The organism is Fundidesulfovibrio terrae, from assembly GCF_022808915.1.
In the GTDB taxonomy this organism is placed as follows: Bacteria; Desulfobacterota; Desulfovibrionia; order Desulfovibrionales; family Desulfovibrionaceae; genus Fundidesulfovibrio; species Fundidesulfovibrio terrae.
In genome coordinates, this window is record NZ_JAKZFS010000001.1 from 285,429 (window position 1) to 312,019 (window position 26,591).

The following is a 26,591-nucleotide window of genomic DNA, read 5'->3' on the forward strand; positions in this document are numbered from 1 at the left end:
GGAGGGTAGCCATTTTGGGACGGATGTCAAAAAAAAGCCGGGAGGACGCACGTCCTCCCGGCTTTGATCGTCTGTGTGGCGGAAGCTAGATCTTCAGCGCGGTCTTGAGGTCGGCCACGGCGTCGGTCTTCTCCCAGGTGAACTCGGGCAGCTCGCGGCCGAAGTGGCCGTAGCAGGAGGTCAGCCCGTAGATGGGGCGCTTGAGGTCCAGGCGCTTGGTGATGAAGTAGGGGCGCATGTCGAACACGGCGCGCACGGCCTTGGTCAACTCGGCGTCGGAGAACTTGCTGGTCCCGGCGGAACTCACCAGCACGGAGACAGGCTCGGCCACGCCGATGGCGTAGGCGATCTGCACTTCGCAGCGGTGGGCGGCGCCGGAGGCCACCACGTTCTTGGCCACGTAGCGGGCGAAGTAGGCCGCGGAGCGGTCCACCTTGGAGGGGTCCTTGCCGGAGAAGGCGCCGCCGCCGTGGTGGCCCATGCCGCCGTAGGTGTCCTGGATGATCTTGCGTCCGGTGAGGCCGCAGTCGCCCAGGGGGCCGCCGATGACGAACCGGCCGGTGGGGTTGATGTAGATCTTGGTGTTCTTGTCCACCAGGTTCTCGGGCAGGGCCTTGCCGATGACCTCGTGCTTGATGGCGTCGACCAGGTCGTCGTAGGCCACGTGCTCGTCGTGCTGGGTGGAGACGACGATGTTGTCGATGCGCACGGGCTTGCCGTCTTCGTACTCCACGCAGACCTGGGTCTTGCCGTCGGGGCGCAGGAAGTCGAGGATGTTCTCCTTGCGGACGTAGGCCAAGCGGCGCGACAGCTTGTGGGCGTAGTAGATGGGGGCGGGCATGAGGGTGTCGGTCTCGTTGACCGCGAACCCGAACATCATGCCCTGGTCGCCGGCGCCCTGCTCTTCGGGCTTGGTGCGGTCCACGCCCTGGGCGATGTCGGCGGACTGCTTGTCGATGGAGGAGATGACCGCGCAGGTCTCCCAGTCGAAGCCCATCTGGGAGCTGTTGTAGCCCACGTTCTTCACGGTCTCGCGCACGATGCCCGCGAAATCGGCGAAGGCCGAGGTGGTGATCTCGCCGGCGATGAAGGCCACGCCGGTGGTCACGAGGGTCTCGCAAGCCACGCGGGCTTCGGGGTCCTGGCGGAAGATGGTGTCCAGGACGGCGTCGGAAATCTGGTCCGCGACCTTGTCGGGATGGCCCTCGGTGACGGATTCGGAGGTGAAGAGATACTTGCCTTTGGAAGCAGCGACCATGAAGGTTCCTCCCGGGGAGAAAATTCGCCGGTTTGGCGATGGAATAACGTGATGAGCGGCCGTGAAGACCGCTAGGCCATGTGTCACAAGACGGGAAGCCTTGTCAAATGCGGTCCCGGATTTTTCTTGAGCCTGTGAGCAAATGTGTACCGGCAAGCCGCGCAAGGGCTTTCCACACAACCGATACGATTGCGATTCTCCCGAAAAATACCGTCCTCGCCGGGTTAGTGCAGAAGCATGTTGTCGATGAGCCGCGCCCCCGAGAACTTCACGGCCACGGCCAGAAGCGCCGGACCGGCCACGTCGCCCACCGGCTGGATGGTCTCCGGGTGGACGCATTCTATATAATCCACGGACGCGCCGGGCAGCTTGGCCCGGTAATGATCGGCCACCGCCGCCAGGACTTTACGGGGCGAGCGCTCGCCGTCCGCGGCCATCTCCCGGGCCAGGAGCAGGCCCTTGTGGATTTCCGGGGCCTGGGCGCGTTCCTCGGGCGTGAGGTAGACGTTGCGGGAACTGAGGGCCAGCCCGTCGTCCTCGCGCAGGATGGGGCGGCCTTCGATGGCCACGGGGATGTCCAGGTCCGCCACCATGCGCCGGATCACCGCCAGCTGCTGCCAGTCCTTCTGGCCGAACACGGCGGTGGTGGGCATGGAAAGCATCAGCAGCTTGGTCACCACCACGGCCACGCCGTCGAAGTGGCCGGGCCGGGAGCGCCCGCACAGCCCCCCCGTGAGCCCGGATACGCTCACCGAAGTGGCGAATCCCGAAGGGTACATGGCGGCGGGTTCGGGCATGAAGAGCACGTCCACTCCGGCGTCGCGGGCCTTGGCGGCGTCGCCCTCGGCATCGCGGGGATAGCGGGAGAGGTCCTCGCCCGGGCCGAACTGGGTGGGGTTGACGAAGATGCTGGCTGCGAGCTTCTGTGCGTTGCTCCGGCCCCATTCCAGCAGGGACAGGTGCCCCTGGTGCAGGTAGCCCATGGTGGGAACGAATGCGCTGGTGACGCCCTGGGCGCGCCAGGACCAGCACAGGGACTGGAACTCTTTGGGAGAGGTGATGATCTGCATGGTGTTTCCGGTCATGTGTGGAGTTGCCTAACCCTACTCCCGGGACGCGGGCGTGTCTATCCCAGCAGCTTCACCAGCCGGTGCTTCTGCTCAAGCTCGAACTCACTTGTGAGTGTCGGGCGGTGTTCGTCGAAGGCCGTGGCGGGCTTGAGCCAGCTTTCCAGGCCCGCCGCGCGCACCCCGGCCACGGCCTGGCTCCAGGCCGGGACCATCCCGGCGGGAGCGTCCGCAAGCGTGGCCTGGGCCTTTCCCGCGTCCGCCGACAAGGACTTCCAGAACGTGTCCAGGTTGGTCCAGAGCATGCCGCTTCTGCCCATGCTGGACACGCCCATCCAGCGCAGGTTGGGCGCCTGGGCGGCCAGGGGGGCCTCCAGGCGCGCGCCCAGGGCGGGGTTCAACAGGTCCGAGTTGTTCTTGAGATACCTGGCCAGCCCGTTCCAGGCGTCCGTGACCCGGCTCCAGCCCTTCTCCACCTCGTCCATGGCCGAGGTCACCGACAGGGGCACGGCCTGGCCGGTGTCATTGAGCGCCGCCGCCAGCACCCGGCCCTGATCCAGGGAGTAGAGGTTGTTTTCCGAGACCGTCTCGCGCCCGTCCGCGCTGATCATGCCGTCCTGGCCTGGGCGCTGGTTGGCCGTGATGCCCATGGAGGACAGCGCCCCAGTGCGCCCGTCCAGGAGGTTCACCCGCTCCCCGATGCGCTGGTTCTGCTGGATGATGGCCAGAGAGACCCCCTGGTGCCAGAGATTCTTGCCGGGCGTCACCGTGGAGGGGATGGACGTGTTCACGGAGCCCACCGTGAAAGACTGTTGCGCCCCGTTCAAGGCCGAGGCCATGTGGTTGTAGACGTCCTTCCAGGTGTCGTTCGCTTCCACGTTGAAGCTTACTGGCGTGCCTGTGAGTTTCGTCGTGAGGCCGAGCGTGGAGAGCAGCCCTCCCGAGCCGTCCGACAGGGTGAGATCCTTTCCGGCCGCCCCGGCCACGGTGAGCGACTGCCCGTCCGTGTTCACGCCCTGCTGGGTGGAGGAGGGGATGGGCCAGGAATCCACCGAGGCCGCGACGCCCGGCTGGGAATAGCTGGAGGTGGTCCCCGCCAGGGTGGGGCTTGAGGGTTTCACATAGGTGGGCTGGCCGTTCACCTCGGCTTTCACGGCGCTGAGCACGTCGCCCCAGGTCCAGCCGGAGCCGATGGTCAGGGAATGGTTGCGGGTCTCGCCGTCGTACTGCGAGGTGAAGCTGTAGGTCCCAGCGGCCAGGGTGGCGGCCTGGGCGGGGTCGTACACCTTGGAGATGTAGCTCTGCGGCTGGTCGCCCGTGCCCACGGCGTAGGCCATGTCGTGGCGGCCTAGGGCCAGGGTGGTGGAGGCGTTCGGGTCCACGGGGGTGGAGGTGTAGGCCGTGGGCGCGGCCTTTTGCAGGACTGAAATCTGGTACTGTTTGTCCTCGGCAGGTCCGATGGGATTGTCGGCGGCCTTGAGCCCAAGCTGCGAAAGGAGAGACCCGGACACGTCGGCCACGGAGAGGTCCTGGGCCTCGCGGGCCGGGTTCACCGACAAGGCGAGGATGCTGCCCGTTCCGGCCAGGGACGGGTCCAGCTGGTAGGAGGCGTTCTGGTAGACCACGTCGGCGCGCGCGGCCAGGGGCGAGCCGTTGACCGCGTCGCGCACGCGGCCCAGCACGTCCCCCCAGGTGTCGCCCGAGGCCACGTCCACGCCCAAGGTCGCGGTGTAGCCGCCAAGAGAGAGGTTGAAGCTGTAGGAGCCCGGAGCCACGCCGGTCCTGGCGTTGGCGTTAAAGCCTCCCGAGGCGATCTTGAGGGACGGCGTGGAGTCCTTGGTGGGGCGCACCACGCCGTCGAGAGCGCCCTGGGCGTCCTGGTTGCCGGTCACCAGGCGGGAGCCAAACCAGGGAGCCTTGTCGGCGGGCCATTTGAAGGAGGCTAGGGCATCCTCGAACGCGCCCAGCTTCCGGTCCAGGCCCTGAAGCACCGGCTGGGAGAAATCCTGGCGCAGGGCGCGGTCCAGGGACTGTTCAGCGCGGCCCAAAACCTCCTGCGCCGCCCAGTACTTCTTCACCTGAAGGGCGGTCTGGATGGTCCCTGCCTGGATCGGTTTGACCGGGTCGTCGCTCACGCTGTCCGAACTCCATCAGTTCGAGGCAGAGTCCCCTGGCCGGAGCCGTGGCCGGTGCAAGGGACCTGTCCTTCGTCGCCAATAGGGATCGGACGGTTTCCGCGTTTGCTTTACCCCTGCCCACCTCCACCAGGCAGCCCATGATGTTGCGCACCATCTGCTTGAGGAACCCCTCGCCGGTCACGGCCCAGACGCTCTCGTGGGGCGGCTGCCCGGGGCGGAGCACGATGGCGTCCACGGTGCGCACGGTCTTCTTCACGGGGGTGCCCGCGTTCTGGAAGGCGGAGAAGTCGTGCTCGCCGGTGAGTTCGCGCGCGGCCAGCTCCATGGCGGCCAGGTCCAGGGGGCCCGTGTCCCAGACGAAGGGGCGGCGCTGGGGTAGCACGAAGTTGGACTGGTGCCAGAGGGTGTAGGTGTAGGTCTTGGAGGTGGCCGCGTAGCGGGCATGGAACGAGCGGTCCACGGTTTCGACGGACGTGACGGCCACGTCCCTGGGAAGCAGGGCATTGACGGCGCGCAGCCAGGGCAGGTGCAGGCGGGCGGCGGGCACGTCGGCGTGGGCCACCTGGCAGAGGGCGTGGACGCCGGAGTCGGTGCGCGAGGCCCCATGGGCGCGCACGAACCTCCCGGACAGGCGCGACAGGGCGTCTTCCAGGCATGCCTGCACGGAGCGGCCGAACCCCTCGGGCTGTATCTGCCACCCCGCGAAGTCCGTGCCCTGATAGGCCAGGGTGAATTTCAGGCGGACGGTGTCTTCCATGGCGAAGGCCCTACACCGGGGAGGCCCGGGAGGGAAGAGCAGGCGAAGCGGCGGCGATGTCGGAAACGGCCGGGGAGGGAGGCAGAAAGCGGGCGGAAGAGGGGGATGCCTCCGGCGGCCAGGGGGAGAAGCCTCCCCCTGGACCCGGCATTGAGCTTCGCGGGGCCTCTCGGCCCTCCTCAGGTGGGCTACGGCTTCTCGGGAAGGTCCGGGCCGATCTGGAGCTTGGTCAGCTCCTCGGAGAGCTTGGCGGCCTTCTTGGCCGAGACGCCGGTCAGGATCTCGCCCGCCTGGCGGCCCTTCATGCCAGACAGAATCTTGACGGCGATGTTCTCGTCCAGGGTCTCCAGCACTGAGGCGGCCTGCTTGGGCTTCATGTTGGTGTACACGTCGATCAAGTGGCGCATCTTCTCTTCCTTGATGGACTTGGCTTCGCTGAGCATCCCCTTGAGGGTGGTCTCCAGCTCCTGGAGCTTGGCCAGCCGGGCGTTCAGGTCCGCCTCCAGGGTCTTGAGGGCCTGTTCCTGGCGGTCCAGGGCCTCGGCGCGGGCCTTGAGCTGCTGTATGGAGAGCACGGATTCGGGCTGCTGGGACTGGGCTGGTTTCTTCTCCGCCGGAGCCGGGGCCTGCTGGGCGGCCAGGGCCTGGGAATCTTCGAGGATGGCGGCGCGGACCGCTTCCACGGCCTTGGCCGGAGCGGCGGGCAAAGCCTGCGCAGGGGCTGCGGTACGGGCGACGGGCTGGGCGGGCGCGAGGGCCACGGCCTTGGGCGCACCGGAAGGCTGGGAGACGAAGCCCATGGCCAAAAGCAACGCCAGCTTGGCGCCAGCCAGGACGGCAACGGCCAGGACCAGCTTAGAAAGCCGGAGCCTGGTAGCGAATGGTTGCCATTTCGTCGAAGCCTGCCTGTTCCTTGCGGAGTTCTTCTTGCTCATGGCGTTTTGCCTGTGTTTCCTTGAGTTTTTCCAGAAGCTTGCGATCCTTGGCCTTGGTCACCAGCTCTTGCCTGCGTGAAATCACGTCCTGGGCCAGCCGGGCTTCGGTCTGCCGGGAGACGACGAGATCGGCCGCCAGTCTTTTGGCGTAGTTGCGCCCGAGCCAGATCTCGGCGGAACTGGAGGTGGCCTTGGAGGCCATGTTCTCCAGGTGCGCCGTCAGGGTCTCGTCCAGGGACTTGATCAGGCGCAGTTGCTCCTGGTGGAGCTGCTGGGCCTTGGCCAAGGCCAGTTTGGCCTGGTCTTCCAGCTGGGCGCGGTAGTCGAGGACCTTCTGCAGGTTGAAGCGAAACGGTTTGGCCATGGTGCCCCGGTTTTAGCAACAACCGGGCCAGAGAGATAACGCTGGGAGGGCGGAGATGAACTGCTCCCGTTCCGGCCTTTCGACGCCCGGGCACCAAGTCCAGGATGCCTGATGCCCCGCGCCCGTGCGCTCGCGGCGGAGCTACTTGAGCTTGATCTCGCCCTCGGCCAGGTCCCAGAGGCGGTCGCGGTCGGCTATGGTGATGGTGCGGTTGTCCATGGAGATGAACCCCTGGTCCTCCAGCTTGGCCAGAGCCCGCGACAGGGCCTCGCGCGTGGCCCCGAGAAATCCCGCCAGGTGGCCCTTGCTCATGTCCAGCACGAAGGTCTCCGAGTCCTTTTCGTCCGCCTTGTGCAGCAGGTAGGCGGCCAGGCGGGCCGGGACCTCACGCAGGGTGAGCTGGCCGATCATGGTGGACATCTGGCGCAGACGCTGGGAGAGCGCGGCCAGCATGGCCATGGCCAGCCCAGCGTCGCGCTCCATGAGGCGCATGAGCACGGTCTTTTCGATGTAGAGCACGCTGCTCGGCTGGATGACCATGGCGTTGGCCGGGAACTTGGATCCCTGGAACATGGGCACTTCGGCGAAGGGTTCGCCGGGGCCGAGCACGTGGAGGATCTGCTCCTTGCCTTCGGGCGAGGACTTGTAAATCTTCACCTGCCCCGCCAGGAGCACGTAGAGCCCGTTGGCGTCTCCCCCCTCGAAGAACACAACCTGACCCTTGTCCATCTTCATCACGGCGGAGTTGTTCTCGAGCGTGGAGAGCTGCGCGGAGCTGAGGCTCGAAAACAGGGGGACCTTGGCCAAAATGGTCTGGGTGGCGCTGGGTTTGGTTGTCATGGGCAGACAGGTAGCGCGTTTTTGACGCAAATCAAACCCCTTGATGTCTTCCGTGTCTATGGAACATCTAGGAAAATGAATCAGTGGGCCGCAGGCCCCTCTGGAGACGTTGATGTTCAAAAAGACGTTGCTTATTCTGGCGGTGGTCCTGGGCGGACTGATCCCGGCGGCCCACGCCAACCGTTGGCACGGCCTGCCTGAAGCCCTGGCGTGGCTCGTGCCGCTGGCCTTTCTCTTCGCGCGCCGCGAATTCATCCGCCGCGTCTGTCAGGCGCTCATGCTGGCCGGAACCTGGGTCACGCTCGAATCCATGTTCTTTTTCATCAAGCTGCGCCTGTCCATGGGGATGCCCTGGGTGCGCCTGGCAGCGATTCTGACCCTGGCCTCCCTGGTTCCCCTCCTGGCCGTCTGGGCCCTGCAGCACCCTTTCTTCCGCCCACGCCGGAGCTCGTCGGGGCCTGACAATGCATCCTCCGACGCGAAGCGAATCGGGAGTGCAGAGGACGAATCCCTTTGCCCGCCGGAGGCTTCTTCTCCCCAGCCTCTTCGTCCCGTCCCCGTACCCCTGCCTCTCACCCCTCTTCGCCTTGTCTCCGGCGCTCCCTCCCCCTGGCCCGCCTTCACGGCGAGCCTCCTGACATTCCTCGGCCTGACCATGGTGCAGCTCAAGGTGCCCACGCCCATGCTGCTTGCGGAGCGCTTCGTGCCGGGCTCCGGATGGCTGGAGGCCGTGCTGCTCGCGCTCTACGCAGGCTTCGTGGTGGAGGCGATGCTCCTTCCCCGCCGCTCCCCGGTGGTGCGCAGGCGCATCTGGAGCCTCTTCTCCCTGGTCTTTTTCGGTCAGCTGGCCTTGGGGCTCCTGGGATTTGGGCGCTTCCTCATGACCGGGGCGCTGCACCTGCCGGTGCCGGCGCTTATCGCGGCGGGGCCGCTGTACCGGGGCGAGGGGCTCTTCATGCTGATCCTGTTCGGGGTCACGGTGCTTCTGGTGGGGCCGGGCTGGTGCAGCCACCTGTGCTACATCGGGGCCTGGGACTCGGCCATGGCCGGAGCGAAAAAACGCCCCGGCCCTGTCCCGGCGTGGCTGCGGCGCGGGCGCATGGTCCTGGCCGCGACGGTGTTCGCCTCGGCCTGGATCATGGGCCGGGTCGGTGTCCCGGTTGCGTGGGCGGCGGGGCTGGCAGCGGGGTTCGGGCTGATTGGGGTGGGCATCATGGTGGGGGCGTCGCGCCGCGCGGGGGTCATGACCCACTGCACGGGCTGGTGCCCCATGGGGCTCGTGGCCGGGGTGCTGGGCAAGATTTCGCCTTGGCGGCTGCGCATCCGCGAGGGCTGCACGTCCTGCGGGGCCTGCTCCCTGGCCTGCCGTTACGACGCCCTGCGCCCGGAGGACCTAGCGTCCGGGCGTCCGGGCGTCTCCTGCTCGCTGTGTGGCGACTGCCTGGAGCGCTGCCCGCGCGGTGAGATGGAGCTGACGGTCTTCGGACGCGGCGGCAAAGGCGTCCGGGCGGCGTATGTTGCGCTGGCGGTGGCGCTGCACGCGGTGTTTCTGGGCGTGGCGCGGCTATGACCGGGAGCGACCGGGCCAACACAGAAGAGCCGCCACGGCCAGGGCGAACACGATCCAGCCGGCGGTTGAGATGGAGAGGCCCAGGTCCCGGTATTTCTCGGGCGAGAAGGCCAGGCGCAGGGAGTCCGGCGCGTCCTGCGGCAGCGGATAGGCGTTCATGAAACCGTAGGCCTTGAGCGGCTTGATGGCCGGACCCGAATCCGGGAGTGCCTCCCACGAGGGATGGTAGGCTTCGCTGAAGAGGAGAAGGCCCCCGGCGGGGAGAGTCCCCTTCACCTGATAGCGCGCGGAACTCAGGCGTTCGGAGTCCGGGGCGTCCGGAGCGGGCGGCGCTGCCGCATCGGGCAGGGAACGCAGCTCCAGCACGTCGCAGGCCGCGCCCGACGAGGCGTCGACGTCCAGGCGGACGAGGCCCGACGCGTCCGGTTCGAATGTTCCCAGATCCTTCCAGACCGGCCCCTGCGGGGTGAGCAGGCGCGCCCGGGCCAGCTGCGGACCGGGGCCGAAGGCATGCAGCGCGAAGCGCGCCGGCAGCATTGCCGCCTGCCCCATGGATGGCGCGCCGGGGAAGGGTTCGTCCGGGGCGACGCTCACGGTCATGGGTTGGTTGGGCGGGTTGGCGAGCGACGTAAGCTGCGCCTGGCGCAGGTCGAAGCGTATCCAGACCGACGACAGGCGCCGGCGCGCGGACACTTCCTCGCGCCTGGCGTACACGTCCTCCCACTTGCCGTCCGTGGCTCCGGCCAACTCGTAAAGGGGCTGGAAGGTCTTGCCATTGGCGGACCAGGAGGCCCGCGCGTAGGCTTTTCCCCCGGGGTCGCCGAAGAGGCGCGGGTAGCTTACCAGGGTGAAGCCGGACACCGGGTAGGGAAAATCCATCTTGAAGGTGGCCTGTCCGGGGAGGTCGCCCTCGGCGGCCAGGGTGCCCGCGCCGGAGCCCTCCAGGCCGTCCTCGCGCAGGCCTGAGGTCTGCATGGCCAAGCCGGGAACCTTCGCCAGCAGGGCGATGTCTCTTACCGGTGAGTACACTCCCGGGCTCTTCTCCACGCAGAATTCCGCTTCTGCCGTCACCGAGGTATGGGGACTGGGGGAACTGGGGGCATTGGGGGGGCCGGGTTGTCCGACGGCGCGCAGGGCGCTCTCGAGGGCGGCCCGGAACGTGGCCTCGGGCACGGCCAGCACGCCGGACACTACCGCTCCCCTGCCCCTGGCGCTCAGGACGAGAGGGCTGCCGTCCAGGTTCTGGACGCCCAGGTCCAGCCAGCGCCAGCCCCGGTCGAAGGGGTCGCCCGAGGGCGTTTGCGCGAGTTCCCGTCCGGCCAGGGATATCGCGAGCCCATGCTGTGCGGGCATGGACGCCACGCGCGCCAGCAGGCGGTGCGGTCCGGCGCCGGGGAGGGGAATCTCCATGGCGGAGGCGGCTTGCGAGATCATGGCCCCGGCATTGAGGGGCGATCCCTCCAGCCAGAGCGCGTGGTGCCAGCGGTCCGCTACGCCGCTCCAGCCGGCCGGGGCGGCTCCGCGTGGCCTGGCGGGCAGCCAGTATGACGCGGGCAGAAAGGGCAGGGCGAACTCCGGCCAGGCGTCGTTGTGCACGGCCAGGCCACGCAGGGTTGCGCCCAGGCGCTGGATGCCCGTCGCGTCAAGGTCCGTGGCGAAGAAGAGTGCCTGGCTCGCGAACGGGTTGTCCGGAAGCTGGGCCATGCTCGCAAGCAGCGGGAGCCCCCCGGCGGCCAGGGTGGCGGTCCGGACCGCGCGGATGCGCGGCAGGAAGTCCTTGTTGTCGAGCACCGTGAAGGGCCCCCGGGACCAGCCCGGATCCGGGACCAGGTCGCGCTGGGCAGTGAGGAAGGGTCGCAGGACGTCCCTGGGGTCCGGCAGGGTCTCCGAGCCCCTCTTGGTGGCGGGCATCCAGCCGTAATCCAGGTACGAGAGATAGGGCTCGTCCTTGTCCCAGACCACCCGGCGCACCGCTCCGAGACCCAGAAGCCGCCCGTACTCGTCGGTGGAGGCGGCGCGGCGGTGGGCCAGGGACAGCATGTAGCGCCCGTAGGGGTTGCCGACGAAGGCCGGGCCCACCAGGGAATCCTTGCCGAGCATCCCGAAGTTGCGCGTGAGGCTCGACGCCGGAGGCGCGGGGATGTTGCCGGTGGGGCTCGAAATTGTGGGGAAGACGCTCACGCGGTACAGGCCCGGGTCTCGGTCGAGGGCCTCCACCAGCTCACGCTCCTCGGTGCGCAGGGGCTGGGGCGTAAGCGACATGGTCTGCGTGGTCTCGTTCTTGGGCACGGCCAGTTGGCCCGACCACCAGGGCTGGAGGTAGACCGCCAGCACGGCGGCGGCCAGGGCGGCGGCAACCCGGTCCGGCCAGCGGTGGGCCGTCCAGAAGGTGCGGCGGCGCACGGCCTCCAGGCCCAGCCCGACCAGCAGGGCCAGCCCTGCGTAATAGATGTACAGCCAACGCGTGGGCCGGGCCATGAGGAAGAACACCATCTTCACCCGCGCCAGAATCACTTCGTAGAGATAGGCCCCGGGCAGGGTCTTGGAGCCGGTGAGCAGCACGAAGCCCAGAACGAGGCTCAAGGCTGCGAACCACTTGAGCGCGGGGCTGGCCGTGCGGCCGAGCAGGCCCAGGAGCGCCAGGGCCAGCAGGGCGTATGCCGAAGGCTTCCACCAGGCGTCCAGGGGAGGGGCCACCGGGTAGGCGTACTCCGTGCCCATGCCCAGGTTGTCGGTGTGGCCGATCATGGCCTGGCGCGGCGGTACCGAATATTCCCGGTACTTGTGCGTGTATTCGGCCTGGATGTCCTCTGCGTTCAGGTTGTACTTGAACGAGTCGGAGCCCGTGGCGCCCAGGGCCGTGGGCAGAATCCAGTGCAGGTGCAGGACAAGCGCGGCCGAGGCGGCCAGCGCGAAAACGGAGGCGGCCCGTTTCGGCCGCCGGATCGCGGCCGCCGCGCAGTAGACGGCCAGGATCACACCGGCCGAGGTGACGCCGAACGGGGAAGAGCAGGCCAGGGCCAGGACCATGCCCAGGCCCAGGGCGGCGGCGAGCATGCGGTGCCGGCTCGCGGCCGTCACGGCCATGTCGGCCAGGCAGACGGCCCAGGGGGTCAGGGCGTAGGCGAATCCGGCCTCGGTGTGTCCGCTGAGGGCCAGGGAATAGGTCTTGGGGTTGAACTGGGACACGGCGCAAACCACGAAGGCGCAAAGCCCGGAAAGCCCCATGCGCCGCGAAAGCGTCCAGAATCCGGCCGCTCCGGCAAGGGCGTAGGCCAGACCCAGCCAACGGGCCAGGATTCCGCCGCCGAGGCCAGCCAGCCCTTGGCGCACCAGCAGGTCGAGATAAAAGGTCATCCCGGTCATGGGGCCGGGGGAGCCCATCTCGTAATTGCCGTTCCAGGTGGAGGCGGAGATGCTCCCGTAGGCGCGCACCTGGGAGGCGAAGGCCGGGAAGGTCTGGTCCCAGTTCTGGTAGATGTGGCCCGGAGCCCACAGGACGGGCCCGTACGCCAGGAGGTACAGGAGCGTCACCGCGGCCAGGACGCAGGGGAGCCCCCAGGGCGGTGGAGAAGTCCTGTTCACCATGATGCTCCAGGCGCGGCGTTTGGCGAGGCTTTCCGGATACCCGGGCTCTCAGCGGCTCGCGAGATCGAGGACGCTCTCGGTATAGTGGGCGACTTCCTTTTTCATGATCTGGCGCCAGTCGAATTCGCGTTCCACGAGTTCGCGTCCGGCCGCGCCCAGGCGTCGGGCCAGCTCGCGGTCCTCGATGAGGCGCAGGAATGCATTCGTATAGGCGTCCACGTCCTCGGAGGGGCAGACCAGCCCGTTCTCGCCGTCCTTGACGATGCGGCCGATGGCCTTGAGCTTCGTCACCACCACGGGCAGCCCGCAGCCCCAGTACTCGAAGAGCTTGAAGGACAGGTAGTTGTCGTGGTTCAGGGTGGCGCGCAGGGTCATGGCCCCGATGTCGCAGGCGTTCAGGTAGGCCGGGACCTCCTGGTGGGGAATCCAGCCGGGGGAGACGATGTTGCCCGCAAGCCCCAGTTCGTCGATGAGGGGCTTGATGACGGTCTCGAAGTAGGGGCCGCCCCCGCCCAGAACGAGCAGGCGCACGTCCGGGCGGACCTTGGCCACCTTGGCCAGCACGTGCAGCAAAACGTCCACGCCGTCGTCGTGCTTGATGTCGCCATGGAAGATGATGAGCGGGATCTCCTCCGAGAGGCCGAGCTTGCGGCGCACAGCCGCGCCGTCAAGGCCCGGCCTGAACGTCTCGGCGTCGGTGCCGTCGGGCACCACGATCACCTTGTCCGGCGGCAAGCCCTTGTTGGCCACCAGGTGCTCGCGCATTACGTCGCTGACCACGAACACGCGCCTGGCCCGGGACAAGACCAGGTTCTCGAGCCACACCAGAGGCTTCGAGAGAAGAGGCATGTCCGTGCGGGCGATGTCGGAATAGAAGTCGGTGAAATCCAGGAACACCGGGCGGCGAATGATGACGCCCGCCACCACGGCGGCCATGCCGGCCAGGGGATTCCAGGCGTGGATGGCGCAGAAGCCGCGCGCCCCGGCCCGGCGATACCACATCTCGAGCACCACGATGGAGATGATGGAGGCCAGGAAATGCCAGAGGCGCACGGGCAGGCGGAACGCCCCGTAGAGCGCCTTGCCGAAGCCCGGGAACTGGTTCATCCAGATCCATTCGATGAAATAGGAGCGGCGCGAAGGGAGGTCCCGGCTGGGGGCGATCATGTTCACCAGGGCCTTCTTCTGGGAGATGATCTCCCTGGCCAGCCAGTACATGCGCAGGTTGGCCCTGGACACCGGGGGGATGGTGGTCTCCACGATGATGGCCACCTTGGGGTGGTTGTCCAGGTCGAAGCCTTCGGGGACGTTTTGGGCGGCGGTTTTGCGGAATGAGGTCATGGTTTTACTCGGTGAGGCTCACTGTGGAGTGGCCCTTGCGGAGCATGCTGATGAATTCGCGCAGGTCTTCAAGGAGATACTTGGGGTTGGCCAGATCACGCCTGATGCGGCTGAAGATGTACCCTGGGCGCAGGTAGTATTTCATGTAGCCTTTCTTCTTGAGCTCCAGGACTTTTTCCTTCGAAATGCCATCTGGATAATATTTGGGCCATCCTGAAAAGAAGTCTTCCCCATACTCGAAGTTGATGTAGCGATCGATGAAGTCCTCGGGGATTTTGCCCTCGCGCTTGGCGATGGTCCAGAGCCTGGAGCCGGGCATGGGAACGGCCAGCTTGAAGCCCACCTGGGTGAGGCATTTGATGCCCATGCTCTTGAGCTTGGCGGGGAAGAAGCACGTCTGGGCCAGCTCTTCCTCGGTCTCGGTGGGATGGCCCAGGACGAAGGACGCCTCCACCTCGAAGGGATGTCGGTCCAGGATCTTGAAGGACTCGAAGATCTGCTTGTCGCTGATCCTCTTGCCCACGATCTCCTTGCGGACCCGTTCGCTGCCCGTTTCCACGCCGACGAAAAAGTCCCTGCACCCGGCCTTCCACATGATGTCGATCACGTCGGGGTTGATCTGGTCCAGGCGGATGCCGCCCGCCGTCCAACGCACGGGCTTACCCCACTTGATGAGCCCCTCGCAGAAGGCGATAACGTTCTTTTCGCGCAGGGTGAAGCTCTCGTCCAGGAATCCGTAACGCCCTTCGAAGACGTCGTAGCCGCGCTTCATCTCCTCCAGCAGGTTTTCCGCGGAGCGGAAGCGCACCTTGCGCGACATGGGCGCGCGCGAGCAGAAGACGCAGTTGAAGGGGCATCCCCTGGTGCCGAGCAGGGGGTAGTATTGCAGCCCTGCCTGCTTGTAGCGCTCCAGGGGGGTGAGGTCGTAGGCCGGGAAGGGGATGTCGTCCAGGCTTGGGATCATTTCGCCCGTGAATGTCCCCCGCACCTTCTCCCCGCCGAGCACTCTCTGGGCCAGCTGGGTGAAGGTGATGTCCCCGTCGCCGATGACCCCGATGTCGATCTGGGGATAGCGTTCGAGGAAAGTCGGGTCGTTGCTGATGTGGAACCCGCCCAGGGCGATGGTCAGGTTCTTGCCGAAGCGCTCGCGCAGCCCGCACACGAAGCGCATGGTGTTGTGTATCTGTGTGGAATTGGAGGAGAACCCCACCAGGGGGATATTTTCCTTGGCAATGATCTCGGCGACGTCCTCCACCGTGAACGGCTCGATGCCGAGGTCCACGATCTTGGGGGTCATGCCCTTCAGGCGCAGGGACGCGGCCAGGTAGTTGAGGCCGATGGGCGGGTAGAATTGGATGCCCCGGCCCACCTTCCCGTAGGCGAACGAAGAGTTGACAAGCAGGACGTCGGTCATTGGCTGCCTTCCTTGCGGGCGATGGCCACCAGGTTCCCTCCGCCCAGGGGGCCTTGCAGTTTGAGCCCCCCTACAACCAGGGCCAGCAGGTGAGTCCAGGCGGAGGTGTAGTGCACGCCCCGGACGAAGCGGTGCGGGTCGCCCATGCCTTCGATGCGGATGGACAGGGGCGTGAAGCCGGAGGACTCGAGAGCCCGTGTCATGGAGCGCCTGTCAAAGTAGCAGATGTGCTCCAGGAAGAAATGGACGGCGAAATCCTTGCGGCCGATGAGATTCGAAAGCGTAGTCTGGAGCGAGGATTGCCTGGGGACCTCGCAGTAGAGAACTCCACCGGGTTTCAGGAGCTCCCACACGCGGCGCAATGCTTCCATGGGGTCGAAGAAATGCTCCAGCACGTGGTTGAGATGGACAAGGTCGAAGGATCCGGCCGGGAAAGGGCATTCTCTGGGAAAAACGCCGAACGCCAGCTCGGCCAGGGGCACGATCTTTTTCAGGACCTCCACGGTACCTTCGGCGAATTCCTGGCCACTGGCTTTCCAGCCGCGTTCGATGGCGGCCTCCAGGAATTGCCCCCGCCCGCAGCCGACCTCCAGCACCCTGCCGGGGCCGCCGGTCAACTTTTCGAGCGCGGCCAGCCTGTGGGCAAACATGGCTTTGCGTTCGGCGAACTGGGCCGGAAAATACTGGCCGTCGTAGTAGTCCTGGGAAGCGTAGAGGGCGCTTAGCGCCTCCATGGTGGGGAAGGGATTCTGGTATTTGAGCCCGCAATCTCCGCAGCGCACGAGCCGCACGGTGGCGTCGGCGTGGTACTCGTTGGCCTGAGCTGAGCGGCAGACGGGGCAGGCGGCGTCAGATACGGGCGTGGAGGTCATTCGAAGGAGCCTAGCCTTTGATTTGCAGGGCGGTCAAGGGCGGCCGGGGAATACCCCATGGCCGAAAGCGTCCGGCCGTAGATGTTCTCCCACAGGTTCTCGCGAGAGGCGGCGACCACATTTTTGCGCACCGCGAAATAGGCCTCCCGGTCCGACAGCAGGTCGGTCACGGCCTGGGCCAACGCCCCGGGGGAGTACTCGATGACCCGTCCCAGGTTCTTGTCCCGGACCTCCACGTGGGAGGGGGGCACCTCCGTAGTGATGATGGGCAGGCCGCAGCCGATGGCCTCGCGGATCTTGATCACGTCGCCGAAGCGCTTCACGCTGGTCGTAAGCGGCGCGTAGGGGGCCAGGGCCAGGGCCGCGCCCAACTGGGCGTCCAGGATGCGCCGCCGGTCGGACACGAACCCGTGCCAGGCGACCGCGTCGTCCAGGCCGAGGGCGGTGGCGCGGGCCTTGAGCCCGGGCAGGTCCGGCCCGTCGCCGAGCACGTCCAGGCGGATGTGCGGCAGGCTCTCCCGGATGCGGGGCATGGCCTCGATAATGACGTCCAACCCGTTTTCCGGGCCGATGCCCCCGCAGAACACCAGGCGGTTCAGGTCCACCGCGTCGTCGGGCGGGATGGACACCCCGTCCGGGATGAAGCCGAAGGGCACCCAGTGCTGGCGGCCGAAGCGGGAGTCGTCAAATTTCAGGATGTCGCGGCGGGCGCCTTCTATGGCGTAGGTGTAGTTCCAGATGTGGCCGCTCAAGAGGCAGGCCATGCGGTCCATCTCGATGTAGATTTTATTGAGGGTCTTGTTCTTGAACTTCCAGGGGGACCAGTCGGAGATGTAGTAGACGCTCTCGCGGACAAGGCCCAGTTTCTTGAGCCAGCCCCCGCAGATGGCCAGGAGCGACTCCACCCCGATGAACAGGTCGTGGCGACGCGGGGGGCAGGTGGCGGCCCAGAGGCAGGCCATGAGGTCCCGGATCTTCAGGCGCATGTAGGTGCGCGGCCCGGCTTCGCCTTCCTCCACCGAGAATGGCCGGGTGGCCAGAGGGCCCCAGGTGCGAAACGACACCTTTTTCCCATCGACGAAACGGGTGAGCTGCGGCCGGCAGACCATGCCGGGGCGGGGCACGGAGAGTTCCAGCAGCGTAACCGTCCGGCAGCGCTTGGAGAAATAGTCCAGCATGGGCCAGGCCGGGCTGTTGTGCCGGATGCGCTCGCCGGACTCGTCCAGGATGTCCGAGCAGGTGGCGATGAAGACCGAATCGAGTCTCTTGACCATGGATCAGGCGTCCGCCTTCTCGAAGAGGATCAGGTTGTCCTGGCGGAAGGTTATTTCGTAGCCGGGCAGGTCCAGCTCCTCGGGCTTGACGAAGTTGGTGCTCACTAGGAATGCGTTGAGATCGTACTTTTCGGCGATGCCGGTCAGGGGCTTGGTGATGAGGGGGAACCAGTCCACCAGTTCCCACACGCCCACTGAGTTGTCGGACAGGAGCACCTTGCCGTTGTCCAGGAAGTAGGTCACGGCGTCGGCCAGCCCGTGGGGTAGACAGGCCAGGCGAACCTCGCGGGGGCGCGAGTTGAGATGGTCGATGAGCGCGCGCAGGGCCGGCGTGATGGACTTGTCCGGGTTCTTGACCACCAGCTTGAGCTGGAAGAAGAGGATCAGCGCAAGGCACCCCAGGCCGATGACGCAGGGCAGGTGGCGCACCACGCTCCACACTTCGGGGTTGGACTGGAACCGGAGGATCATGGCACCGGCCACAGCCGCGGCGGCCGAGGTGCCGAACTCCAGGTAGCGCTGGCCTTCGCCCAGGTAGCGCAGGAGTCGAAGGTTGAAAAGAATCCCCAGGAAGAAGAGCGTCACGCTCCAGAGCACGTAGGTCTTCATCCACGGGTCGGCGGCGTGGGGCAGCACGCTGAACACCGCGCAGAAGGAATAGAGTATCCAGGGGTTCACCGCCAGGAACGGGGCTACGGGGATGGTCCAGATCAGGTGCTCGATGCGCCTGACGAAGTCGGTGTGCTTGCGCTCCTTGGTGGGGTTGCCGCGCACCTGGTGGGCTAGGCGGTTGTGGATGTTGTACATCCAGAAGGTGATCATGAGCAGGTGCCCGCGCAGGTAGCGCAGGTAGAGCCCCCTGGTGAGGAACACAGAACCCAGGATGCCCGCGGCGAAGACCAGCAGGTGGTTCACGTCGCGGGTGGCCATGGCCATCCAGAACAGGGTGAAGAAGAGCACCTGCATGGCCATGCGGTGGGTCATGGACAGGAGCATCACGCCCGCCACGCCGATGAGGAACGTCCACCAGGACGGATGGATCACGTAGCTCTGCACCATGAGCATGGCCCAGGTGAAGATGAGGCTCCCCAGGGTGCGCAGCGACAGGTTGGAGGCTTCCAGGGGCACCACGGGGGTGAGCAAGTAGGCCATCTGGGCGAAGTGGCCCCCGGCGGCCTGCCCGGTGGCCGAGTAGCCCATGAAATAGACGGTCAGGCTGCCCAGCACGTCGAAGGCCGGGGAGACGAGGCCCTGGTTGCGGTCCAGCCAATCCTTGGGCAGAAGCGAGCACAGCCAGGGCAGAAGCGGCGGGTTGTCCACCGAGCCCGGAACGATGTACTTGTGCGGCAGGCTCTCGGGGAGCTTCTTGTTGTCGCGGATGTACTGGGCCAGCAGGGTGAAACGCCAGGTGTCGATGCCGAAATAGCGGTTCAGGAGCCTGGGCCATACCTGCAGGCCGAACCCGGCCAGGCTTAAGCCCAGGGCGATGAGGAGATCGAGCATGGAAACTCCGGAAGACGGGGATGACGAACGGCACAGGGCTTACGGCCGAAGGAGGGGGAAGTCAATGAGGACGCGGATTGAGGGGGTGGCGGGGATGACGGCCCGGGGCGCGTTGCTTTTGGCGTTGCTGCTGGCCTGGAGCTGGAACGGAGCCCTGGCCGCGGACACGGCGGAGCTGGAGAAGTCCCTCAAGCCGGGCGTGGACGCCTTCGCCCGGGTGGCGCCACAGCTGGACGCCCTGTCCGGGCCCATGAGCCGCGACGTGCTGGACGGCAAGGCCGACCTGCACGTGTTCTACGGCATGGTCATGGCGCGCCTGCTCTATGAGCAGTGCCAGGACACGCTTTCGCTCATGCGTTCGGCCCAGATCCAGGAATGCCCGGCCCTGAACGCTGCCCTGGAGAAGCGGTTGGGCGACTCGGCGGCGCGCCTGGAGGGAGCGGCCCAGCTTATCGCCGGGAGCCTGCCCATGACCGCCAGCCCCCGCGTGGGGATCGTGGGCAAGGCGGCCGTGGAGGCCCTGCGGATGTATCTGATTCCGCTCATGGAGTTCACGGGGAGCCGGGAGCGGCGGGAACTATAGCAGAGTTTGCGCGGAACGAGGACTCGGAGGCGAATCAGGAAAGAGGCAGGAGCAGCTTTTCGGCCAGGGCCTGGCCCTGCTCGCCGCCGCCAGCCATGCGGGAGAGTTCGCCGCGCAGGGCCTCGCCTTCGAGGCTTCCCACCGTGGTCTCGGTCTGGTGGTCGCTCACGTGCTTGGCCACCAGGAAGTGGCGTCCGGCCAGGGCGGCCAGCTGGGGCCAGTGGGTGATGAGGAGCATCTGGCGCTCGGCGGCCAGGGCCTTCAGGCGCTCGCCCACCCGCGTGAGCGTCAGCCCGCCGATGCCGGCGTCGACCTCGTCGAAGATGAGCGTGGCCTGGTCGTTCTCCGAGCGCAGGCTGGTGAGGGCCAGGAGGAACCGCGACAGTTCGCCGCCCGAGGCGATGCGGTCCAGGGCGCGGGGCGGCTGGCCCGGGTTGGGCGCGAACATGAGCCTGGCCGCGTGCTCCACCAGGGCCGGGGAGGACTCGTCCGCCGCGAACAGATCGGAGGCGACGAACTCGAAGATCACCTTCACATGCTCCGAGAACCCCAGCCCCCGAAGCTCGCCCTCGATGCGACCGGCCAGTTCCCCGGCGGCCTCGCGCCGGGCCTCGTCCAGGCGCGCGAGCGCCTCGGCCAGCCTTCCGCGCAGGTCCGCGCGACGGCGCTCCAGGCGCTTGAAGTCCAGGCCCGCGTTGTCCAGGAAGTTCAGGTTGTCCTCGATCTCGCGGCCCAGGGCCAGCACCTCGGGCATGGAAAGCTTGAGCTTGCGCTTGAGCTGGGCCAGCTCCCACAATCGGGACTCCACGGCCTCGGGGTCGTCCTCCAGGCCGGGCACCCCGGCGCGCAGCCGTCCGGCCAGGTCGGACAGGGCGTGGCGCGCCTCGCGCACGGTTTCCAGATCGGGGGCGTAGGCGTCGCTCACCTGCCCCAGGGCGGAGAGCTCGCGTTCCAGCCGCGCAAGCCCGGCCGGAAGCCCGTCGTCGCCGTAGAGCATGTCCAGGGCGGCGTCGGATGCCTCGCGGGCCTTGCGGGCGTGGCGCAGAGCCTGCTGGCGCGTAAGCAGCTCCTCCTCCTCGCCCTCGCGCGGGGCCACCTTGTCGATCTCGGCCCGCTTCATCTCCAGCACCTCGCGGCGCTCCTCCAGGTGGGCCAGGCGCTCGTGCAGGGCCAGCACCTCGCGCTCCAGGCCGGAAAGTTCCCCCGCGAGGGAGCGGCGGGCCTCGAGGAGCGCGGGATCGGGCAGGAAGTGGTCCAGAAGCCGGGCCTGGAAGGCCGGGGAGAGAAGCTTCTGCTGGCCGTTCTGGCTGGCGTGCAGGAGAAGCCTCGGCTTGAGCTCGCGCACGGCCTCCTGGGTGGCCAGCTGGTCGTTGATGTACAGGCGCGCGCGTCCGGTCTGGGCGGAAAGCTCGCGGCGCAGGATCAGGTCCTGGCCGTCCAGGACGAACAGGGCCTCCACTTGGGCCTTTTCCGCGCCGGGCCGGACCATGTCCGGGCTCAGACGCTCGCCAGTCAAGAACTCCAGGGCCTTGAGGACGAAGGTCTTCCCCGCGCCGGTTTCGCCGGTGAGCACGTTCAGCCCCGGTCCGAATTCGAGTTCGACGTCGGCGATGAGGGCCAGGTTCTTGATGCGTAAAAGTTCGATCACGGCAAAAGACCCTTACTGCCGAAGCCTGGGGTCCAGCAAGTCCCGCAAGGACTCCCCGAGCAGGTTGTACCCCAGCACCGTGAGCAGGATGGCCACGCCCGGAAAGATCGAGAGCCAGGGCGCGATCTCCAGCACCTCCTTGCCTTCCAAGAGCATGTTGCCCCACGAGGGCGTGGGCGGCTGCACGCCGAGGCCAAGAAAGGACAGCGAGGATTCGGTCAGGATGGCCCCGGCCACCCCGAGCGTGGCCGACACCAGCACCGGCGCGGCGGCGTTGGGCAGGATGTGGCGCGCGAGGATGCGCGCGCTGCCCGCTCCGGCAAGCCTGGCCGCGCGCACGAAATCGCGGTGCTTGAGGGTCAGGGCCTCGGCACGCACCAGGCGCGCCACCCCCATCCAGGAGGTCAGGCCTATTATGATCATGATATTGGTCAACGACGGCTCCAGAAAGGCGATCACGGCCAGGATCAGGAAGAACGACGGGAAGCAGAGCATCACGTCCACGCCGCGCATGATGACCTCGTCGGCCAGGCCGCCGAAGTAGCCCGCGATCAGCCCGAAGAAGAGGCCCACGGCAACCGACAGGCCCACGGCCAGGAAGCCCACCCACAAGGACACCCGCCCGCCGTAGAGCATGCGTGAGAAGATGTCCCGGCCCAGGGCGTCGGTGCCCAGGGGATGTGAGGCGCTGGGGGCCTGGAGCACGCGGGAGACGTCCAGGGCGTTGGGGTCGTGGGGGGCGATGAGCGGGGCCAGGATGGCCGCCAGTGAGATCGATCCCACCAGCAGGAGCCCGGCCACGAACATGGGGTGCGCCGCGGCGCGCCGGGCAAGCGAGCTAGCCACGTCCGCCTCCGGAGCGTATGCGCGGGTCCGCGAAGGCGTATCCCACGTCGGCCAGCATGTTTCCGGCCAGGGTCAGCACCGCGCCCAGCACCAGGTTGGCCATGATGAGCGGATAGTCGCGGCTCATGACCGCCTGGTAGAAAAGCTGCCCCAGGCCGGGCAGGGAGAATATCTGCTCGATGATCACCGATCCCCCGATGAGCCCGGGAATGGACAGGCCAAGCAGCGTGATCACCGGCAGGAGGGCGTTCCGCAGGGCGTGGCGGTAGATGACGGCGCTCTCGGGCAGGCCCTTGGCCCGGGCGGTGAGGATGTAGTCCTGCCGGAGCACCTCGAGCATGGCCGAGCGCATGTAGCGGCTCATGCCGGCCAGCCCGCCGAACACGTAGATGAACATGGGCATGGCCAGGTGGGCGCAGACGTCCTGGATTTGCCGCCACCAGGGCATCTGGGCGTGGTCCAGGGAAGTGAGTCCGGAGATGGGCAGCACGGGCCAGGCAATGCCGAGGCCCAGCATGAGGAGCAGGGCCAGCCAGAACCCGGGCATGGCGAAGCCGAAAAAGACGAAGACCGTGGAGGCGCGGTCGAAGAGCCCGTTCTGGCGGGCGGCTGCGCTGACGCCGATGGGGATGGACAGCGACAGGGTGAGGATGAGCGCGGCCATGTTCATGCCGAAGGTGAGGGGCAGGCGCTCCTTGATCTTGTCCCAGACGGGGCGGCGGTCGCCGGTCAGGGCGTTGCCGAAGTCGAACTTGGCGAGGCGGCCGAGCCACAGCCAATACTGCACGTGCACGGGCTGGTCCAGGCCGTAGAGCTTTTCCAGGCGGGCCACGGCCTCGGGCGTGATGAGGGGGTTCAAGTCGGTCTGGAGGTCGGTGGGCTTGCCGGGGGCCAGATGAATGACCCAGAAGCTCACCAGGGTGATGCCGAGAAACACCACTGCGAGCCAGAGCGATTTGATGAGCAGGCGCTTAGCGAGAGCGAGCACGTTTTGTGGGCCTCCGGACGAGCTTCGTGTAACAGGGGGGGCGGCCGGCAGGGAAGGGGGGAGAAGAAATTTTCACGAAACGAAAAAAAGTGATTGACGAGAGGGCCCCTCTCGGGCAAAAGCTGTCTTCCCGAGCGGGGCTGTAGCTCAGTTGGGAGAGCGCTTGAATGGCATTCAAGAGGTCGTCGGTTCGATTCCGTCCAGCTCCACCACCGCACGGAACAAGGGCCGCCTGAAAAGGCGGCCCTTTTTTCATTTGTTGTCCAGGGAACTGGGCAAGCCCTTCGAATTTTCACTGAGCCAGCATCCGCCAACAAAAGATGTTGGCCCCCCCAGGCTGAGCTGACCCAGCGAAGCACAATCACCCCTGTTTGAGCAATCGAAGAGAAGGCATCTTGAGAGAATTCAAGTTATTGTCTTTTCGTGCGTCTTGTCGCTTGGGTATTAAAAGATTCTTCGGAAGATCTCTTGATGAAAAAAACAAGGGGATGCGAATGCTTGGCCTGTTTGCTTATTCTGCTTCGTCGGTTTGGACTTTTGGACATTTTCGGTGCATACCATGGAGCAAAAGGGAGAGATGAGGAGTAACGAAGCCCTTTAAAAGGAGGGGTGAAATATGAGTTATTTTATGAATGCGATGCGTTGCGTTGCGATCATTCTCGGCATGGCCAGTGCTTTAGCGTTCTCGGGGTGCGCGACGAGCGAGAACAAGAGCACCAGGATCGGCGAAATGTCCAAGTTTGACATAGCCACGGCGTCGCCGGACGAGATCGCGGAGGCCCTTGAGAAGGATGGCAAGGTCGTGATCAGCGGAGGAGTCCTGTTCGAAACAGACAGCGCCAAGCTGGCGCCGAGCACCGGGGATCTGGTCAGGCGGATTGCAAACGTGATGAAGAAGAATCCAAACCTCAAGATCTCCGTGGTCGGACACACTGACAGCACGGGCGACTACAACTACAATGTCAAGCTGTCGGAGCGGCGGGCCAAGGCTTTTGTCGCCGCCCTGATTCAGGATGGTGTGGCGGCCAACCGGCTCACCGGGGTGGGTGTCGGCCCGCAGAGCCCGGTTGCGACAAACGATACCGCCGAGGGGCGGGCACAGAATCGGCGTGTGGAACTCGTCGTGATCCGCTGACAATGGAGCCCGCTGGTTCGATTCCGTCCAGCCCGCCACCGCAAGGAAAAGGGGTCGCCTGAAAAGGCGACCCCTTGTTCATTTGGAATGTCCATGGGCTGGGCAGACATTTTAGGCTTTAGGGGTACGGGTGACCTGCCGGGATTCTTCGGATCAGTTAAACTTTGGGATGTCACTAAGTTACTGTGCTTTTTGCCGCATTGCTCCTGGGTTTTGTTGACATAGATCAAAGCAGTCGCAATTACTTGGAGGGTAAACGGCTGGTGCAAACTGATGGCAAGAAAGAGGCTGGGGGCTACACCCCGTACCCGACCATTCGCGAGAGCTTGTCCTGGAACCTGAGTAACCCACTTGAATTTCTACTGAACGTAAACTCCGCCGACCTTAAGGACGTTCCGTGCCAGAATCGACTTTTCTCCCTGCCGAGAGTGAATCCGCGCCCTTCCCGTCACGCCTGTTCGTGGAAGTCACTTCCAGATGCAACCTGCTCTGTCCGATGTGCGTCAAGCATTCCGGCGCCGGGAGCGTCAGCGAAGGCGACATGTCTTCCGAGATCTTCGGGGCGTTGGCGCCGGCGTTCCCGCATCTGCGGGCCCTAATCCTCAACGGCATCGGGGAGCCGCTCATGCACCCCCGGCTGGCTGAATTCATACGCTGCGCCAAGAAGTCCATGCCGTCGGAAGGTTGGATCGGATTCCAGACCAACGGCCATCTGCTGGACGAAGTTCGCGGGATCACGCTCATCGAGGCCGGCTTGGACAGGATATTCCTGTCCGTGGATTCGGCTACTCCGGACCTTTTCAAAAGTGTCCGGGGTGGCGGCAATCTGAGCCATGTGGAGAGGGCTCTGAGGGCGCTGTCAGGGGCTCAGGCGCAACGTCCGGAGTCGCGGCTTGAGATCGGGGCGGAGTTTGTGCTCATGCGCGACAACTTCCGCGAACTGCCGGACACGGCGGCTTGGCTTGCCGAAAGAGGGGTCACTCGTCTCGTCGTCTCCCATATCCTGCCCTATGGCGACATCATGGCCGACCAGCCGTTGTTTGGCGTCAACACCGAAACCTCGGTCCGTTTCTTTGAGAAGTGGGCCGCCCGGGCGCGGCAGGAAGGCATCGATCTCAGCCGGTATTTGAAAATACTGTGGAAATACAAAAAGAGCCCCGAGGAACGCCGGATAGTGGAGTTTGTCAACACAATGGCCACCTTGGCTGTCCGGGAGGACATTCCTTTCCATGTCGGCAACCTCATGTCCGGCGACGACCTGGACCAGGCCGAGGAGGTCTTCCGCAAGGCGGAAACCGTCGCCCGGGAAAGAGGCCTCTCCCTGGTCCTGCCGCCTCTCAGGCCGCTGAACGGCCGGGCCTGTCACGCCGTGGAGCAGGGAGGGGCTTTCGTTACCTGGGACGGGCGCGTCTCTCCCTGTCATTTCCTGTGGAGAGGATTCAATTGCTACTTCTATGGGCGGAAAAAGCAGGTTTTCCCGAGGTTCTTCGGCGAACTGCACCAGATGCCCTTGCTGGAAATATGGAACAGCCCGGCCTACAAGGAATTCAGGGCCAGCGTCCTGCGGCGCGGCTATCCTCATTGTCCCGGCTGCAACGTCTACCCGTGCAGCGAGGTCGAAACCACCGACTTCGAGTTTGACTGTTACGGCGAGACGATACCCTGCGGGGATTGCCCCTGGAGCATGGGCCTTCTTCAGTGCATGGGGCAGGAAAATGAGGATTATTCAAGATAGATGCCTAGCCAGGGCTCCGCTGGCTAGGCATACACCGCCTTTTGGCGGATCGTTGGCTCTGACCTGCTCGGCTCTTTTCGGACCAGCTGAGGCTTGAGGGTGCTTGGAGGGAGCCCGGCGGTCCACGTCCCGTTGAAATGTTGGTCAAAGTACATATTGATCAACACTTCAGGGCGAAGCCGTTGCCGAAAGCAGCTTCCAGGGAATTTCAGCTTCGGCAAGCTCTTCAGACACTTGATCGCTTCTGGCGTGACCAGCAGATGAGCTTGGGAATGCTTCTTTGCTCATTGTGGCTTTCTTTCAAAGCTGGAAGTATTCAATACACGATGGAGCTGAGGAAGCCGTTTATGAAGATGAAAATCCGTTGTTTGTCTATGAAATAGCCCCAGTGCTCCTCGACAATACGATTGTTGTCTCCGGTAGAGATGATCTTGCGAAATTGCGGCTCGCCGCACTTGGCCAATACAACCGCCTGGTGATCGCCTGTGGAAGCAATCCCATTCGTGCAGATCATGGAATCCGCCCGGGCATCACCCGGAGCACACGCCAGAGTGAGGACAAGGGCTAGCCAGAGGATCGGGGCCAATCTTCGCGCCCCGTGTCCCTTCTTCTCCAGTTCGAGTTTCAGTTTCATCAACTCACCCTCGAAGTTATATAAGGTTTCATAGCGTACAAAACATTTACGCGTGAGTATTTCTGTTTGTCAACGCGGTGGTCGATGGCCGGGCGAGGGCG

General features: G+C 65.6%; 21 protein-coding genes and 1 tRNA gene. 5 read left to right on the plus strand and 17 right to left on the minus strand.

The features are described from left to right. Nucleotides 1-85 precede the first annotated feature (85 nt). The 7 genes from metK to ML540_RS01355 form a co-directional block, all read right to left on the minus strand. Nucleotides 86-1,258 carry a methionine adenosyltransferase gene (gene metK / locus ML540_RS01325; RefSeq protein WP_243358027.1) on the minus strand — a complete coding sequence of 391 codons (1,173 nt, stop codon included), beginning with the start codon at nucleotides 1,256-1,258 and terminating at the stop codon, nucleotides 86-88. Between the two features lie 224 nt (nucleotides 1,259-1,482). Further along, a complete protein-coding gene (gene panC, locus ML540_RS01330; protein ID WP_243359622.1) occupies nucleotides 1,483-2,328 on the minus strand; it encodes a pantoate--beta-alanine ligase in 846 nt (281 codons plus the stop codon). A gap of 56 nt (nucleotides 2,329-2,384) precedes the next feature. Next, on the minus strand, nucleotides 2,385-4,460 hold the full coding sequence (locus ML540_RS01335) for a hypothetical protein (RefSeq protein ID WP_243358029.1): 2,076 nt from the start codon (nucleotides 4,458-4,460) through the stop codon (nucleotides 2,385-2,387). Further along, nucleotides 4,360-5,220: a tRNA pseudouridine(38-40) synthase TruA gene (gene truA, locus ML540_RS01340; protein ID WP_243358031.1), complete on the minus strand. Its 861-nt coding sequence runs from the start codon at nucleotides 5,218-5,220 to the stop codon at nucleotides 4,360-4,362. The genes ML540_RS01335 and truA overlap by 101 nt, the downstream gene beginning before the upstream one ends. Nucleotides 5,221-5,408: 188 nt before the next feature. Next, complete coding sequence (locus ML540_RS01345; RefSeq protein ID WP_243358032.1) at nucleotides 5,409-6,155, minus strand: MotE family protein; 747 nt, start codon at nucleotides 6,153-6,155, stop codon at nucleotides 5,409-5,411. Further along, nucleotides 6,076-6,519 (minus strand): flagellar export protein FliJ, encoded by a 444-nt coding sequence (fliJ, locus tag ML540_RS01350; protein ID WP_243358033.1) that lies wholly within the window; start codon nucleotides 6,517-6,519, stop codon nucleotides 6,076-6,078. Before fliJ ends, ML540_RS01345 begins: the two co-directional genes overlap by 80 nt. A gap of 141 nt (nucleotides 6,520-6,660) precedes the next feature. Continuing rightward, nucleotides 6,661-7,359, minus strand: a complete 699-nt coding sequence (locus ML540_RS01355; RefSeq protein WP_243358034.1) for a Crp/Fnr family transcriptional regulator — start codon at nucleotides 7,357-7,359, stop codon at nucleotides 6,661-6,663. Between the two features lie 112 nt (nucleotides 7,360-7,471). Here ML540_RS01355 and ML540_RS01360 point away from each other — a divergent pair, with 112 nt between their 5' ends. After that, on the plus strand, nucleotides 7,472-8,929 hold the full coding sequence (locus ML540_RS01360; RefSeq protein ID WP_243358035.1) for a 4Fe-4S binding protein: 1,458 nt from the start codon (nucleotides 7,472-7,474) through the stop codon (nucleotides 8,927-8,929). Here ML540_RS01360 and ML540_RS01365 read toward each other — a convergent pair. Genes ML540_RS01365 through ML540_RS01390 form a run of 6 tightly spaced genes read right to left on the minus strand, consistent with a single transcriptional unit; the run spans nucleotide 8,924 to nucleotide 18,921 of the window. Continuing rightward, the gene (locus tag ML540_RS01365) at nucleotides 8,924-12,517 is read right to left on the minus strand and encodes a hypothetical protein (RefSeq protein ID WP_243358036.1); all 3,594 of its coding nucleotides are present in this window, start codon (nucleotides 12,515-12,517) and stop codon (nucleotides 8,924-8,926) included. The two genes, ML540_RS01360 and ML540_RS01365, sit on opposite strands and share 6 nt — an antisense overlap. Nucleotides 12,518-12,565: 48 nt before the next feature. After that, on the minus strand, nucleotides 12,566-13,858 hold the full coding sequence (locus ML540_RS01370) for a glycosyltransferase family 4 protein (RefSeq protein ID WP_243358037.1): 1,293 nt from the start codon (nucleotides 13,856-13,858) through the stop codon (nucleotides 12,566-12,568). A gap of 4 nt (nucleotides 13,859-13,862) precedes the next feature. After that, nucleotides 13,863-15,272: a B12-binding domain-containing radical SAM protein gene (locus ML540_RS01375; RefSeq protein ID WP_243358038.1), complete on the minus strand. Its 1,410-nt coding sequence runs from the start codon at nucleotides 15,270-15,272 to the stop codon at nucleotides 13,863-13,865. After that, nucleotides 15,269-16,144, minus strand: coding sequence for a class I SAM-dependent methyltransferase (locus ML540_RS01380; protein ID WP_243358039.1), 876 nt, complete (start codon nucleotides 16,142-16,144; stop codon nucleotides 15,269-15,271). The genes ML540_RS01375 and ML540_RS01380 overlap by 4 nt, the downstream gene beginning before the upstream one ends. Then, nucleotides 16,141-17,418, minus strand: coding sequence for a glycosyltransferase (locus tag ML540_RS01385; protein WP_243358040.1), 1,278 nt, complete (start codon nucleotides 17,416-17,418; stop codon nucleotides 16,141-16,143). Before ML540_RS01385 ends, ML540_RS01380 begins: the two co-directional genes overlap by 4 nt. Before the next feature lie 3 nt (nucleotides 17,419-17,421). Continuing rightward, entirely contained in the window at nucleotides 17,422-18,921 is a 1,500-nt protein-coding gene (locus tag ML540_RS01390; RefSeq protein ID WP_243358041.1) for a hypothetical protein, read from the minus strand. Nucleotides 18,922-18,985: 64 nt separating this feature from the next. Here ML540_RS01390 and ML540_RS01395 point away from each other — a divergent pair, with 64 nt between their 5' ends. Next, a complete protein-coding gene (locus ML540_RS01395) occupies nucleotides 18,986-19,504 on the plus strand; it encodes a hypothetical protein (protein WP_243358042.1) in 519 nt (172 codons plus the stop codon). A 34-nt stretch (nucleotides 19,505-19,538) separates the two neighbouring features. Here ML540_RS01395 and ML540_RS01400 read toward each other — a convergent pair whose 3' ends face one another. Genes ML540_RS01400 through ML540_RS01410 form a run of 3 tightly spaced genes read right to left on the minus strand, consistent with a single transcriptional unit; the run spans nucleotide 19,539 to nucleotide 22,986 of the window. Further along, nucleotides 19,539-21,152, minus strand: a complete 1,614-nt coding sequence (locus ML540_RS01400; RefSeq protein WP_243358043.1) for a DNA repair protein RecN — start codon at nucleotides 21,150-21,152, stop codon at nucleotides 19,539-19,541. A 12-nt stretch (nucleotides 21,153-21,164) separates the two neighbouring features. Next, entirely contained in the window at nucleotides 21,165-21,998 is an 834-nt protein-coding gene (locus tag ML540_RS01405) for an ABC transporter permease (protein ID WP_341482614.1), read from the minus strand. Beyond that, nucleotides 21,991-22,986 carry an ABC transporter permease gene (locus ML540_RS01410; protein ID WP_243358044.1) on the minus strand — a complete coding sequence of 332 codons (996 nt, stop codon included), beginning with the start codon at nucleotides 22,984-22,986 and terminating at the stop codon, nucleotides 21,991-21,993. The genes ML540_RS01405 and ML540_RS01410 overlap by 8 nt, the downstream gene beginning before the upstream one ends. Before the next feature lie 136 nt (nucleotides 22,987-23,122). Here ML540_RS01410 and ML540_RS01415 point away from each other — a divergent pair. The 3 genes from ML540_RS01415 (at nucleotide 23,123) to ML540_RS01425 (ending at nucleotide 25,856) form a co-directional block, all read left to right on the plus strand. Beyond that, nucleotides 23,123-23,198, plus strand: a tRNA-Ala gene (locus ML540_RS01415). A gap of 404 nt (nucleotides 23,199-23,602) precedes the next feature. After that, on the plus strand, nucleotides 23,603-24,121 hold the full coding sequence (locus tag ML540_RS01420) for an OmpA family protein (protein WP_243358045.1): 519 nt from the start codon (nucleotides 23,603-23,605) through the stop codon (nucleotides 24,119-24,121). 397 nt (nucleotides 24,122-24,518) lie between these two features. Continuing rightward, nucleotides 24,519-25,856 carry a radical SAM/SPASM family putative metalloenzyme maturase gene (locus tag ML540_RS01425; protein ID WP_341482615.1) on the plus strand — a complete coding sequence of 446 codons (1,338 nt, stop codon included), beginning with the start codon at nucleotides 24,519-24,521 and terminating at the stop codon, nucleotides 25,854-25,856. Between the two features lie 316 nt (nucleotides 25,857-26,172). Here ML540_RS01425 and ML540_RS01430 read toward each other — a convergent pair whose 3' ends face one another. Then, on the minus strand, nucleotides 26,173-26,490 hold the full coding sequence (locus ML540_RS01430; RefSeq protein WP_243358046.1) for a DUF2845 domain-containing protein: 318 nt from the start codon (nucleotides 26,488-26,490) through the stop codon (nucleotides 26,173-26,175). Nucleotides 26,491-26,591 lie beyond the last annotated feature (101 nt).

Bases quoted from the DNA above. Each gene is read 5' to 3' on its own strand.
- ML540_RS01380 (WP_243358039.1), bottom strand. From the start codon at position 16,144: ATGACCTCCACGCCCGTATCTGACGCCGCCTGCCCCGTCTGCCGCTCA.
- panC (WP_243359622.1), bottom strand. From the start codon at position 2,328: ATGCAGATCATCACCTCTCCCAAAGAGTTCCAGTCCCTGTGCTGGTCC.
- ML540_RS01420 (WP_243358045.1), top strand. From the start codon at position 23,603: ATGAGTTATTTTATGAATGCGATGCGTTGCGTTGCGATCATTCTCGGC.
- ML540_RS01390 (WP_243358041.1), bottom strand. From the start codon at position 18,921: ATGCTCGATCTCCTCATCGCCCTGGGCTTAAGCCTGGCCGGGTTCGGC.
- ML540_RS01360 (WP_243358035.1), top strand. From the start codon at position 7,472: ATGTTCAAAAAGACGTTGCTTATTCTGGCGGTGGTCCTGGGCGGACTG.
- ML540_RS01370 (WP_243358037.1), bottom strand. From the start codon at position 13,858: ATGACCTCATTCCGCAAAACCGCCGCCCAAAACGTCCCCGAAGGCTTC.
- ML540_RS01375 (WP_243358038.1), bottom strand. From the start codon at position 15,272: ATGACCGACGTCCTGCTTGTCAACTCTTCGTTCGCCTACGGGAAGGTG.
- ML540_RS01385 (WP_243358040.1), bottom strand. From the start codon at position 17,418: ATGGTCAAGAGACTCGATTCGGTCTTCATCGCCACCTGCTCGGACATC.
- ML540_RS01345 (WP_243358032.1), bottom strand. From the start codon at position 6,155: ATGAGCAAGAAGAACTCCGCAAGGAACAGGCAGGCTTCGACGAAATGG.
- ML540_RS01355 (WP_243358034.1), bottom strand. From the start codon at position 7,359: ATGACAACCAAACCCAGCGCCACCCAGACCATTTTGGCCAAGGTCCCC.
- ML540_RS01395 (WP_243358042.1), top strand. From the start codon at position 18,986: ATGAGGACGCGGATTGAGGGGGTGGCGGGGATGACGGCCCGGGGCGCG.
- metK (WP_243358027.1), bottom strand. From the start codon at position 1,258: ATGGTCGCTGCTTCCAAAGGCAAGTATCTCTTCACCTCCGAATCCGTC.
- fliJ (WP_243358033.1), bottom strand. From the start codon at position 6,519: ATGGCCAAACCGTTTCGCTTCAACCTGCAGAAGGTCCTCGACTACCGC.
- ML540_RS01365 (WP_243358036.1), bottom strand. From the start codon at position 12,517: ATGGTGAACAGGACTTCTCCACCGCCCTGGGGGCTCCCCTGCGTCCTG.
- truA (WP_243358031.1), bottom strand. From the start codon at position 5,220: ATGGAAGACACCGTCCGCCTGAAATTCACCCTGGCCTATCAGGGCACG.
- ML540_RS01430 (WP_243358046.1), bottom strand. From the start codon at position 26,490: ATGAAACTGAAACTCGAACTGGAGAAGAAGGGACACGGGGCGCGAAGA.